Raw genomic sequence first — 11,560 nt, forward strand, 5'->3', positions numbered from 1 at the left:
GGAAGTGCTTTTGACAACAAGAGCACTGATCCAGAGTAAGGGGCGCTGGGAACAACTTTGGTCTGAGTTCATGACTGGAAAGGTTGAAGCTAACCTATGAGTCAGTTATCAAATTGAGAGAGCACCCGATGCCTATAGCGTTATAAAAAGACCAAGGAAGTCGATCCTGGCGTTGGCTGTGTCTGCCGCTGTGTCGGCCGGTGCTGTCCAGAACAGTTATGCACTCTCTTTCGAGCCTGCTGATGAGGTGACCGTTCACTGGGATACAACCGTCGGTTACAGTGCCGGATGGCGGGTGAGTGAACAAAACCAGGAAGCACTTGCTAACCCAATTGATGATGATGGTAATCGGAACTTTAAAAAGGGTGCGATGGTCAACAATCGCTTTAGTGTGCTAAGTGAAGCGGATATTCAGTATAAAAATTACGGAGCCTTTATCCGCGGCAGTGCTTTCTATGATGGGGCTTATTATGGGAAAACTGATAATGACAGTCCTTTAACTTATAACGGTTACGGTAACCATGACGGCTTTAGCAAACAGGTCAGAGATGCCCATGGCTCAGATGCCCGGATTCTGGATGCTTTTGTTTATGGGAGCTTTGATATTAAGGGACAGTTACTTAATGTTCGGGTTGGTGAGCAGGTAGTTAGCTGGGGCGAAAGTCTTTTCATTCCCGGAATCAGCTCTGCGATGAGTCCTGCTGATGCCACAAAAACAACAGTTCCTGGTGTTGAGGTCAAAGATATCCTGTTACCTGTTGGTCAGGTATTTGCTCAGTATGATGTAAATGACAGTTTAAGCATTGCTGCGTATTCTCAGTGGGAATGGGCAAAGAATGAAATCAGTGAGAGTGGGAGCTACTTTGGGGCCAGTGATATTTTAGATAAGGCGGGTCAGACACTTCCATTGGGAGGGCCTTATGTTGCTACCCATAACCCGGATATCGATGCAAAAAGTACCGGGCAGTGGGGGGTCGCCGTTAACTATTATGCTGAAAACCTGGGTTATGGTACTGACTTTGGGCTTTACTATATCAATTACCATGATAAAAATCCTTCGATAGTTCTGGACTTTAATAACCCCGGGCCTAACCCTCCTGCTTATTTGCCGTCTGGGTATCATTCTGAGTTCGTTGAAGATATTAAATTGATTGGCATCAGCTTCAGTACACTTATTGGTGATACCAATGTTGGTGGTGAAATTGCTTATCGTAAAGATGCAGCTGTTAATCCGGCTGGATATAACAATAGTTCAGCTGCTATCCGCATAGCTGATACAGTTCAAGCTCAGCTATCTGTCATTCACTCCTTCGGAGCATCAGCTATTGCCGATGATGTCGTCTTCTCTGGTGAATTTGGTTACAACGAAGTTCGTGGCATTAATAATAATAACGAACTTCCTGGCTATGCAGATCTGACCATGGATGAATCCGGTGCCGGTATTGCAGGTTCAGTAACCCTGAAATACAACAGTGTGTTCCCCGGAACCAATCTGGAGGTGCCTGTAAACTTTAGTCACAACATTAATGGCAACTCGGCTGCTGGTGGTTTTACCAAAGGCCAGAACTCTGACCGTGTCAGTGTAGGAACCAAATTTATTTATAAGACCCAGTGGGAAGCGGGCATCAACTACAGTGCCTACTTCGGATCTTATGAAGAGAACCAGTACACTGACCGTGACTTTGTATCCGTTAACCTGAAGTACTCCTTCTAATTGCCTGGAGAGATAATAATGAAAATAACAAAATCTTTACTGGCTGTGACCATGGCAGGGATGACCCTGATGGCCACTTCTGTATCCGCCAAGGTAAGCGAAGAGGAAGCTGCCCGTCTGGGTAAGGATCTGACGCCTTTCGGAGGTGAGATGGCGGGTAATGCCGAGGGGACTATCCCGGCCTGGAACCCGGACTTCCAGCCACCGGCCAGTTATAAGCCCGGTGACTACTATCCGGACCCTTATGCTGATGAAAAGCCGCTGTTCGTGATTACAGCGGAAAACATGAGTGAGCATAAGGATAAACTGACGCCGGGTATGCAGGCGCTGTTCAAGACGTACCCAAAAACCTTCAAAATGCCGGTTTATAAGACCCACCGGGATGCCATGTACTCTGACTTCAGTATCCAGCAGGTTCGGGCCAATGCGACCCGTGCTGAGCTGACGGAAGACGGTAATGGCGTCATCAATGCATTTGGCAGTGTTCCATTTCCGATTCCAGAAGGCCCACTGGAAGTAGTATGGAATATGGCGTTCAATAACTGGCCATACTTTTCTGACTACCGTATTACCGATGCTGTCGTTTACCGAAATGGCTCCCGTCTGGAAGGTGTCAGCCATTTTACCCGAATAGCTCCTTACTTTAATCCGGAACTGGATTTTGAGACATTCCAGAAAGAAAACCTGCCCCGTTCAGCTTCTATTATCCAGGCGCTGGCTCCAACAAGGGAGAAGGGTAAAACTGTTCTGGTTCATGAGTTTGTAAACCAGAGTGTTGAGCCACGTGCAGCATGGAGTTATACGCCAGGTATTCGTCGTGTACGTCGTGCGCCAACCGTAAAGTATGATTCTCCAGCAGGCCTGGGTAACTGGCGGACCACCGATGAGTCCTATGGCTTTAACGGTGCCACTGACAAGTACAACTGGACACTGTTGGGTAAGCAGGAAATGTACGTTCCTTACAACGCCTACCGCTTTGAAGACCCCAGTGTCTCTCTGGATGAGCTGCTGACCCAGGGGCACCCGAATCCAAAGTATATGCGCTATGAGCTGCATAGAGTCTGGGTGGTCAAGGCTGAGCTGAAAGAGGGTGAACGTAACGTCTACAAGACCCGTGTGCTCTTTATCGACGAGGATCACTGGAATCCGGTTGTTGTGGATCAGTACGATAACCGTGATGAACTCTGGCGTACGACGATGGTTAATTCCATTAACCTGTTCGACATGCCGGGAATGGATCGTCGTTCAACCATTCACCACGATCTGATTTCCCGTGAGTACTTTGCTAATGAGATCCGTAACCCACATCCGCCAATGGTGGTGAACCGTGAGGAAAAAGAGCTCTCTTACTTCACGTCTTCAACCCTGAAAAAGCTTGGGGTTCGTTAATACGCTTTCGTGATGATCTCATGAAAGTTTTTTGGCCGGAGCTTGCTCCGGTCTTTTTTTATTGTTTTTCTGGAAAGACTGCAGGTAGACACTTTCCTCAAATCACAGTCATTCTTTCATGTCTATAATGCTCAGAGCCGGGTAAGCCAGTATGAGTAAAAACTGTGTTCTATATAAACGTACAGGTTAAGCCAAGTCCAGTTCATGGGAACGGGCTGTTCACTGCAGAGCCTGTTAGTGCTGGTACCACTATTTACCAGGGCAATGCTGACCTCGATTTGATCATTTCTGAGGAGAAGTTCTCTACTCTTGATGCTGCAGAGCAGCAGTTTATTTCTCATTATGGTGCACACAGTCGTCAGGATCAGCAGTGGCACTTAGCTCATGATCACATACGATTCTGCAATCACTCCAATGACCCAAATGTCACTCTAAGCTACCCGGACGCAAACTCGCATAGCTGCCAGATCGTGGCTGTTTGTGATATTAACGCCGGTGAAGAGCTTTTGCAGGACTATCGGGAGTTTGAGGAATTGAGAGCATGCCTGCAGTAATTGCAAAACTAAAAGCATCATCACTGCTCAGGCGGTTACTTTAGTGATTTCTAAAGCTATGTGTGCTCACGAAAAAGTCCTTTTCATGGCATGTCACTATAGAAAATGGTACCTGAGTAAGCTGTTAACCGTTATAGCGCATTCTTATTGCTGTATCAGTTCAACCTTCACGACCCGATATTGATATCTTAAAAGTATTATTCGGTAACCTTCACTCAATCGGCGAACAGATTTAATTTGAAGATCTGGCTATTACTTAGGGGCCGTTCGCTTTTATGTCCTTTGGGTGTTGCCTGAGAGCTTATGTGATCAACTGATCTCCTGGCTACTTGAGAGTGCCCCCCAGCCACATAATGTCTATAAGTTTCCTTAAGAACGCGCACTGCTTTTCAAATTCAAACAAATGTTTTAATATCCGCTAACGAAAATTCACACGGTTTTCGCACAACAATAAAAACGCACCTCAAGATGTGCCTGAAGGGAAGTTCTTATGAAAAAAATAAATCAATCCCTCTTTGCCCTGTCGACACTGACATTGGCCATGCAGGCTGGTGCTGCAGGTTTTGCCCTGAATGAATCTTCAGCGGCTGCTGCGGGTACGGCTTATGCGGGTCGGGGCTCCAATGCGGAAGATGCGTCCATTATGGCGTCTAACCCTGCGGGTATTGCGCTGCTGGAAGAGCGCCAGGTGACTGCAGGTGGAGCGGTTGTTGTTCCTAAAGGGGACTTCAAGGGAACTGGAACTACTGCACTCGGAACTACTGACAGTACAAATGATGAGTTCCTGAAAACGGCAGTTATTCCTTTTGGCTATTTTTCTATGCCCATTGATGATCAACTGTCGTTTGGTTTTGGTATGTATGCTCCATTTGGCTCTTCTACTGACTATAGTGACGATTGGGCAGGTCGCTATCTTGCCAATGAAACAGATGTTTCTGTTATAAACCTTCAGCCAACTGTTGCTTATAAATTTTCTGATCAACTGTCTTTTGGTTTGGGTGTTTTTGCGACCTATGCAGAAGGTGAATTGAGCCGCTTTATTAGCCCGGTTGCCCCTGATAGCGCTGTTGTTGTAAAAGGTGATGATTGGGCTTATGGCTGGAATATTGGTGCTATCTGGCAGCCTGTGGAGACTACATCTCTTGGGGTCAGCTACCGCTCTAGTATCAAACTGAACCTTAAAGGGGATGCAACCGGAACAGGTACTGCTTTTGGTGGAGCGACAATCGTCGAGAAAGCAAAGCTTAATATTAATTTGCCTGAACAGTTAGATCTCAGCGTGACTCATCAACTGGATGATCGCTGGACGGTAATGGCTGGTGCGACCTGGACCCGTTGGAGTCGCTTTGACAAGCTGGTGATTGAGTCTGATGAAACTGGAGGTCCAATCTCCGGTACGGATCCTAGTGACCCATCGGTGATTACTTATGTACCAGAAAACTGGAAAAATACTTGGTCTATTGCAGTTGGTGGTAGTTATAAGTACAGCGATCAGTTAACTTTGAAAGCAGGGTATGCTTTTGATCAGACTCCTGTTAAAGATGCTTACCGAACTGCTCGAATTCCAGATGGTGACCGTAACTGGTTAACTGTTGGAGCAAAGTATGAGCTTGGTAATGATTGGACCGTTGATGCAGCCTATGGCTATATGTTTGCTTCCAAAGTTAAGATTGATGAAGGCAACTATACTTCAGCAGGTGACCCAGCTTCTGGAGCAACGGCACTTTCTTTGGAAGGCGAATACGACAACTCTGCCCATGTATTCAGTGCATCGGTAACCAAGCGCTTCTAAAGTTAGCTCAACTCTTTTCTAAATTAAGAAAAATGAGTGAAAAAGAAAAACCCGGCAGTCGCCGGGTTTTTTCATAGTATGAATATTCTTTCTGCACCTTACTTATTTCTTGACTATGTTTCCCTGTCTAGTGAGAACAGACAGGAAGCTTATAGATGAATTCAGCTGGCTCATATTCTCCTGCCCCCGCTTCAGGTCATCAAGCTCCCGGCGCGGGTAACCCGGTATATGCTCAATCTGTTGGAGGCGAGGGAAATCAATCTTTCAATTCTGTTCCCCCTCCGTTAATGGCAAAAAGTTCAGCCAGTCCTGATAAGCATCCTGCCAGTCAACAGATACCAGTAACAATCTCAAGCGAAATGGTGGCAGGTCATTTTGTCAGCCAGCAAGGCCAGACTTCACCACAGCAAATACCCAGAACAGAAAATACTGAAACTGAAGTAAGTAAACCGATGGTTGCTGTCGGATCATTGGATTCTGTTAGTGAGCAGCAGGGATGTGCCCCAACCATGGAGGGAGTCAGGCCCCAGCTAATGAATTCACAGCCAGGCCAGATTCGTCAGGTTGCTCCATATGCTTCTGAAAACGCAGTCAATCAAAGCCACGTTCAACCAAGGTATCCAGTTACTGGTCAAATGCCTGCTTTGGTTCGCGCCGAGAACGAACCTATCCGACATGCCAATCCTCAGCAGCACTCTATCGCTGCAAACCTTCTATCCTCCCAGGGTGTCGGGCCTGTATCTCGTTTGCGCACTCATGCTCCCCCTCCTTATACAAGACCTGCTGCTGTAGTATCAAGACGTTCAGAGAGTCAGGTTGCAGGCCAGCAGCAAGCTTTGAAGCAAGGGAGTATTTCCCTGGGGATTCCCAGGGGACATAGACAGCAGTTGGTTCGTGTTGGAAATAGCAGCGGAGCTCCTGCTGTGCCTATACAGGGACCTCCGATGGCGGCACTCTCTCAGCCCAGGCAGGCTCTGCCAATGCACAGAGTTGGTGTTACTGCAGGGCATGGATTCAATCCACAAGGGGTATCACAAATAAATAACAGGGCCTTTGAATTACACAAATTAGAATTTTGGCGATTTCAGCATTTATCATTACCCCATTTGCTGATCAATCATGCCTCTGATCCTAACTGTACTTTTGTCTGGTTTGACCCAAAATACCCTGATTTTATTATTATTAACTATAAAGCATATCAGCAAGGTAACTTTACAGGTCTAGATAGCACTTTAGCCAGTTTGCTTGTTAAAGAAGCTGATAGCACCTATCCATTTGTGGGGTGGTATGGGGAGTGTAGAACTCATCTTATTGTTGAACCAACAAAAATGAGTTTCTTACCGTTCGATGCCCGGATAAGCTTTTAACAGCAGTATTTTTGTTGCAGGCTATTTAAAAAAACATCGCCGCAAAGCACCCGCAAATGGTCATGACCAGCAACAGCTTTTTCAGTGTGTCTGGTTTTGCCTTAATGGCAAACTTCACAGAAAGGTGAGCGCCAATAATATAGCCAACGGAGAGCACCAGTGCCGGAATCCAGGCGACCTGATCACGGGCAATAAAGACAACGAGGGCGACGATCGTAAAAGCCAATGTGCAGACCAGCTTCAGGGCGTTACCACGCACCAGATCGTAACGGAGAACGCCGCATACTGCTGCCAGTAGAATAAAGCCCACACCTGCCTGGACAAAACCACCATAGAATCCTGCTATGGTCAGGCCGACCCAGGATTGGGGAGAGTCCGCAACCTTTAATGGAACCGAGCCTTCGGGTGGAACAATCATTGTGGGCCGCAGCACCATAATCAGGCTCATGGTGACCATGGCTCCCAGCAACATGGGTTTTAATATCCACTCCGGGCTGTAAGACGCGGTTAGTGCTCCCACCAGGCCTCCTGCCAGAGTGGGGATTATCATGGGCAGAATTTCGGCAGTTTCCAGACGGTTATGATGCTTAAAGCCAAGGGCGCCGGTCAGGCTCTGCAGGAAAATGCCAACCCGGTTACTGGCATTGGCAATATCAGCTGGCATGCCCATCACCATCAGGGCTGGCAGTGTCAGGTTGGAGCCGCCGCCAGCCAGGGTGTTGATGATGCCTGCGAGCACGCCCAGTGTGATCAGTATTGCGGATGATACTATCGTGACTTCCATAATCCGTTCCTGTTGTCGCTTTTTTGTTCGGCAATCCGAATTTTTGTCAATTAAATAAATCTATTAGGGGTATTCTTTTAATTAATTTTGATGTTCGACGGTTTGGTCGTAATCTTTATCACGTGAAAGACACAACATTATCAAAGAAAGCCAACCGAAAAGGTAAATCAAATGACTCAATCTCTGATTAACACCATTATCAAGCCATTCAAAGCCACTGCTTTCCACAATGGCGAGTTTGTGGATGTAACTGAACAGAGCCTGCTGGGCAAGTGGTCTATCGTGTTCTTCTACCCAGCTGACTTCACCTTTGTCTGCCCAACTGAACTGGGTGACCTGGCTGACCATTACGAGAAGCTGCAGGCCATGGGCGTAGAAGTATACTCCGTGTCTACTGACACACACTTCACCCACAAGGCATGGCACGACAGCTCTGAAACTATCAAGAAAATCCAGTTCCCAATGATCGGCGATCCAACTGGTACCATCACCCGCAACTTTGGTGTGATGATTGAAGAAGAAGGTCTGGCACTGCGTGGCACCTTTGTAATCAATCCAGAAGGTGAAATCAAGGCCATCGAAACCAACGACCTGGGCATTGGCCGCTCCGCTAAAGACCTGGTTCGCAAGGTACAGGCTGCCCAGTACATCGCTGAGCACGACGGTGAAGTTTGCCCAGCTGCATGGCAGCCAGGTGAAGAGACTCTGGCTCCTTCCCTGGATCTGGTTGGCAAGATCTAAGCAATAGATCGCCGCTGATTGCCTGCCCGGACCGCCAGTCCGGGCAGGCTCAAAGGCTGACCAGGAATGCTGAGTAAACCGTTGTTCAACATTCCTGGTCAGCTTTAAAGCCGCTTTTCTGAAGAGCCTGTTCAGAACAAGCCTGATAAAAGAAAGTAAAAAATCATCTTTCGCCTTACCAATACCGTTTTTGAAATAAATAGGGGTGCGACCATGCTCGACACAAATATGAAAACTCAGTTACAGAGCTACCTGCAGAATCTGAAAACGTCTGTTGAGCTGGTGGTATTCCTGGACGACAGCAATAAGTCCGCTGAGATGGAATCTCTGGCAAACGACATTGCCAGCCTGTCTGATAAGGTATCTGTTGCTAAGGCAGATAACTCTCTTTCCGAGAAAGCAGAGCGCAAACCTTCCATGCTGGTTCGCTCTGCGGCGACGGGCAGTGAAATCCGCTTTGCCGGCCTGCCCATGGGACATGAGTTTACTTCTCTGGTTCTGGCCCTTCTGCACAGTGGTGGCCACCCGATCAAGGTGGATGAAGCGGTAGCAGAACAGGTAAAAGCGTTGGAAGGTAACTACCGCTTTGAAACTTACGTTTCCCTGAGCTGCCAGAACTGCCCGGATGTGGTGCAGGCACTGAACATCATGTCAGCGCTGAATCCAAACATTACCAATGTGATGATTGATGGAGCCTTGTTCCCAAAAGAAGTGGATGAGCGGAAAATCATGGCTGTGCCATCGGTTTACCTGAACGGTGAACTGTTTGCCCAGGGGCGTATCACCCTTCAGGAGATCCTGAACAAGCTGGACACCGGAGCTGCTCAGCGTCAGGCTGAAACCATCTCTGAAAAAGCCCCTTTTGATATGCTGGTAGTTGGCGGTGGCCCAGCTGGCGCTTCTGCTGCAATCTACAGTGCCCGTAAAGGTATTCGTACTGGTATCGTTGCCGACCGTTTTGGTGGCCAGGTGATGGATACCGTCGGTATTGAGAACTTTATCTCTGTTAAGGCAACTGAAGGTCCTAAACTGGCGGCGAGTCTGGAAGAGCATGTTCGTGACTACGATGTGGATATCATGACTCAGCAGCGTGCCAGCCGGATTGTTGCGGCGGAACAGGTGGGTGACCTGATCCAGGTTGAACTGGAAAGCGGTGCAACCCTGAAGAGTCGCTCACTGGTCATTGCTACCGGTGCCCGTTGGAGAGAGATGAATGTGACCGGTGAGCAGGAGTATCGTGGTAAAGGTGTCGCTTACTGCCCTCACTGTGATGGCCCTTTGTTCAAGGGTAAGAAAGTTGCTGTTATTGGTGGAGGTAACTCCGGTATTGAAGCGGCAATTGACCTGGCCGGTATTGTGGAACACGTGACGGTTCTGGAATTCGACAGCAAACTGCGAGCGGATGAAGTACTGCAGCGCAAGGCGCGCTCCATGGGCAATATCGATATCATTACCGAAGCACTGACGACTGAAGTGCTGGGCGATGGAGAGAAGGTGACCGGGCTGCGCTACACCGACCGGGCAACCGATGAGAGTAAAGCGGTTGAACTGTCGGGTATCTTTGTCCAGATTGGTCTGGTACCAAATGCAGAGTTTCTGAAAGGTACTCTGGAATTGACACCACGTGGTGAGGTTATCGTCGGAGCCCAGGGTGAAACGTCTCTTTCAGGTGTGTTTGCTGCGGGTGATGTAACCACAGCCCCTTACAAGCAGATAATCATTGCCATGGGCAGTGGCGCTACTGCAGCACTGGGAGCGTTTGATTATCTGATTCGTACGCCAGAGCCTCAGCAACAAAAAGCTGCATAAGTAAGCACGAGCAATAATGATGAAAGCCCTACAGTTTTTCTGCAGGGCTTTTTTAATAAAAAGAGTCAAATAGCAGTGAATAAATTTTCTCTGCTGGCACTGGCTTAATAAGCTTAATGGGTAGAGATTGATATAAAAATACTTTTAAAAGGTGACAGTCTAGGTTTTCAAGACTATAGAATGTTGAAAACATTCAACAGGCTACTTTTGATGAATCCAATAAATCAGTCTTCATTTGGATTACCTGCCAGAGAAGCGATTCACCCCTCAGAAGGATCAGCTTTTAGTTCTGTGCCCTGGCTATCAAACTCAGGCCACCACACCGTCACAAGTCATTCCGGCCTTACACCTTTTTTATCCGGCCAAGGCCATATGAGGAGTGTGGAAAATTACTGCCTCCAACAAGCTGCTAGCCTGAATCCACTTTCCCAGGTGATAAACTCTTTCCCTTATCAACGCTCTTTTTTAACTGGTGGAGCAAATACCTCAAGTGAATTCACCACAGGTACTGCTTCAGGTCGTTTGGAAGAAGCCGAACCGGGTCATTCAGAAAGAGCCCCTGCATTTGGAAAAATAAGAAGGCAACGAACATCATTTTCTGCTCAGCAGCGATTGAGTCTTAAAAACGAGTTTAACGAGAATAAATATCTTACAAAGGCAAGAAGAATAGAGTTAGCAAATAGTTTAGATCTTACAGAATCTCAAGTTAAGGTCTGGTTCCAAAATCAACGAATGAAAGCTAAAAAAGAAGCGGCTTCAGAGGCTTCGCACACTATCAACGGTGCTGTTATGCAGCGTCAATCATCTTTAGCCACAATGGGAGTAAATCAGCCTGAAAGTATACGAGGCTTACCTTTACCTACTCCGGTATCTGAAGCCAACAAAACGGGAGGGATGAGTGCTGCTCAGATTTTGCATCAATTATCTTGCATGTCATCGACAAGCCAAAACCTATCCACTGTTCCAATTACCCACATGTGTGCTCCTGACAGTGAGTTGCATACTTCTTCATCAGGACACTATTCACGTCAGTCATCATCCTCATCTGAGAGAGTTCAGGGTTGGCTTGATTCGTTACCGAATCAGGAGCAGGCAGAATAATTGAAGAGGCGCACTTAGAATAAACTCGTCTCATGTATAACTGCACTCTAATTCTCGAAGGAACTTTCGATTTTATTGCCAAGATATTTATAGCTATCAGTGTTCCCAGCCTAGACTAACGGTGTCTTTTCTTTCACTTAGGAGAATGGCAAATGCGTTTGTCTCGGGTGTCAGTAGAACTTATACCAATCGCATTTTCTAAATCCTTAAGCTGCCGCCAACTATGCTTAGGCATCATTACCATGCATTATCTAGAACAGATGTCTCGTCGACCACAGCTACCCGAAGGTTTTAATGATGTTGATTTTC

At 47.2% G+C, this 11,560-nt stretch carries 9 protein-coding genes; 8 read left to right on the top strand and 1 reads right to left on the bottom strand.

The window, feature by feature from the left end; translation table 11 throughout:
* Window positions 1–178: 178 nt before the first annotated feature.
* The 5 genes from AK963_RS19710 to AK963_RS19730 all read left to right on the top strand — a co-directional run bounded on the left by AK963_RS19710 (window position 179) and on the right by AK963_RS19730 (window position 6,816).
* The gene (locus tag AK963_RS19710; protein ID WP_066017147.1) at window positions 179–1,714 is read left to right on the top strand and encodes a DUF1302 domain-containing protein; all 1,536 of its coding nucleotides are present in this window, start codon (window positions 179–181) and stop codon (window positions 1,712–1,714) included.
* 18 nt (window positions 1,715–1,732) lie between these two features.
* Complete coding sequence (locus AK963_RS19715; protein ID WP_066017148.1) at window positions 1,733–3,103, top strand: DUF1329 domain-containing protein; 1,371 nt, start codon at window positions 1,733–1,735, stop codon at window positions 3,101–3,103.
* Between the two features lie 164 nt (window positions 3,104–3,267).
* Window positions 3,268–3,657, top strand: a complete 390-nt coding sequence (locus AK963_RS19720; protein ID WP_066017149.1) for an SET domain-containing protein-lysine N-methyltransferase — start codon at window positions 3,268–3,270, stop codon at window positions 3,655–3,657.
* Between the two features lie 490 nt (window positions 3,658–4,147).
* Window positions 4,148–5,449 (top strand): OmpP1/FadL family transporter, encoded by a 1,302-nt coding sequence (locus AK963_RS19725; RefSeq protein ID WP_066017150.1) that lies wholly within the window; start codon window positions 4,148–4,150, stop codon window positions 5,447–5,449.
* A gap of 533 nt (window positions 5,450–5,982) precedes the next feature.
* On the top strand, window positions 5,983–6,816 hold the full coding sequence (locus AK963_RS19730) for a hypothetical protein (RefSeq protein WP_139117539.1): 834 nt from the start codon (window positions 5,983–5,985) through the stop codon (window positions 6,814–6,816).
* A gap of 25 nt (window positions 6,817–6,841) precedes the next feature.
* Here AK963_RS19730 and AK963_RS19735 read toward each other — a convergent pair whose 3' ends face one another.
* A complete protein-coding gene (locus tag AK963_RS19735) occupies window positions 6,842–7,600 on the bottom strand; it encodes a sulfite exporter TauE/SafE family protein (RefSeq protein WP_066017152.1) in 759 nt (252 codons plus the stop codon).
* A gap of 171 nt (window positions 7,601–7,771) precedes the next feature.
* Between AK963_RS19735 and ahpC the strand changes: the two genes are divergently transcribed.
* The 3 genes from ahpC to AK963_RS19750 all read left to right on the top strand — a co-directional run bounded on the left by ahpC (window position 7,772) and on the right by AK963_RS19750 (window position 11,251).
* On the top strand, window positions 7,772–8,341 hold the full coding sequence (gene ahpC, locus AK963_RS19740) for an alkyl hydroperoxide reductase subunit C (protein WP_066017153.1): 570 nt from the start codon (window positions 7,772–7,774) through the stop codon (window positions 8,339–8,341).
* Between the two features lie 213 nt (window positions 8,342–8,554).
* Complete coding sequence (gene ahpF, locus AK963_RS19745) at window positions 8,555–10,150, top strand: alkyl hydroperoxide reductase subunit F (protein ID WP_066017154.1); 1,596 nt, start codon at window positions 8,555–8,557, stop codon at window positions 10,148–10,150.
* Between the two features lie 180 nt (window positions 10,151–10,330).
* The gene (locus tag AK963_RS19750) at window positions 10,331–11,251 is read left to right on the top strand and encodes a homeobox domain-containing protein (RefSeq protein ID WP_083232786.1); all 921 of its coding nucleotides are present in this window, start codon (window positions 10,331–10,333) and stop codon (window positions 11,249–11,251) included.
* The last annotated feature ends 309 nt before the right edge of the window (window positions 11,252–11,560 follow it).

The sequence above is a fragment of the Endozoicomonas atrinae genome, assembly GCF_001647025.1.
Lineage (GTDB): Bacteria > Pseudomonadota > Gammaproteobacteria > Pseudomonadales > Endozoicomonadaceae > Endozoicomonas > Endozoicomonas atrinae.